We start from the raw sequence: 1,233 nt of genomic DNA on the forward strand, positions 1-1,233 counted from the left end.
CGAGGCGTTGTTCGGTAGTGAGGGTGCGGGTGTGGTGACCGAGGTGGGTCCTGGTGTGACGGGGCTCGCGGTGGGTGACCGGGTGATGGGTCTGTTGTCGGGTTCGTATGCGGGTCCGTTGGCGGTGGCTGACAGTCGCATGCTGGTGGGGATGCCTGTGGGTTGGTCGTTCGCCCGGGCGGCGTCGGTGCCGGTGACGTTCTTGACCGCCTATTACGGGTTGGTCGACCTTGCGGGGTTGCGTGAGGGTGAGTCGTTGTTGGTGCATGCGGCGGCGGGTGGGGTGGGTATGGCCGCCGTTCAGCTGGCGAGGCACTTGGGCGTTGAGGTGTATGCGACGGCGAGTGAGGCGAAGTGGTCGTCGGTTCGTGAGTGTGGTGTGGCTGGTGAGCGGCTTGCTTCGTCGCGGAGTGTGGAGTTCGCGGATCGGTTCCTGGAGCACAGCGGGGGCCGGGGTGTTGATGTCGTGCTCAACAGTTTGGCTCGGGAGTATGTGGATGCCTCGTTGCGGTTGTTGCCGCGTGGGGGTCGGTTCTTGGAGATGGGCAAGACCGATATCCGTGATGCGGATGAGGTGGCTGCGGCTCATGGTGGTGTGCGTTATCGGGCGTTCGATCTCGGTGAGGCGGGGGCGGACCGGCTGGGTGAGATGCTCTCGCACTTGGCGGAGTTGTTCGCGAGTGGGGAGCTGACGCCGCTGCCGGTGACGGCGTGGGACACGCGTCAGGCACCGCGGGCTTTCCGGCACATGAGTCAGGCCCGGCATATCGGCAAGGTCGTCCTGACCAATGCGCGGGCCGAGTTGACGGGCACGGTGTTGGTGACCGGTGGTACGGGTGTGATCGGGTCGGCGGTGGCCCGTCATCTGGTGGTCGAGCATGGGGTGAGGGATCTGGTGCTCACCGGCCGTCAGGGCCCGGCGGCTGCGGGTGCTGCGGAGTTGGTCGCTGAGCTGACCGCTTTGGGTGCCACGGTCCGTGTCGAGGCTTGCGATGCTGCTGATCGTGCTGCTCTGGGTGCGCTCTTGGACGGGCTCGACGGGTTGTGTGGTGTGGTGCACGCCGCCGGCGCCCTGGATGACGGTGTCGTCTCGGGGCTGACTCCGGAGCGTCTCGATACGGTGCTTCGTCCCAAGCTGGACGCGGCGTGGAACTTGCATGAGCTGACGCGTGACCGGGATCTCGCGTTGTTCGTGTTGTTCTCCTCGGCTGCTGGTGTGTTCGGTTCTCCGGG

Annotated in this window: 1 protein-coding gene; it reads left to right on the plus strand. The window is 66.0% G+C overall.

Annotation, left to right across the window (positions count from 1 at the left end):
* Positions 1–1,233, plus strand: a 1,233-nt coding sequence (locus tag ACZ4UB_RS39530; protein WP_468078137.1) for an SDR family NAD(P)-dependent oxidoreductase, incomplete at both ends; no start/stop codon positions are given.

The organism is Streptomyces sp. NPDC028419 (assembly GCF_055565515.1).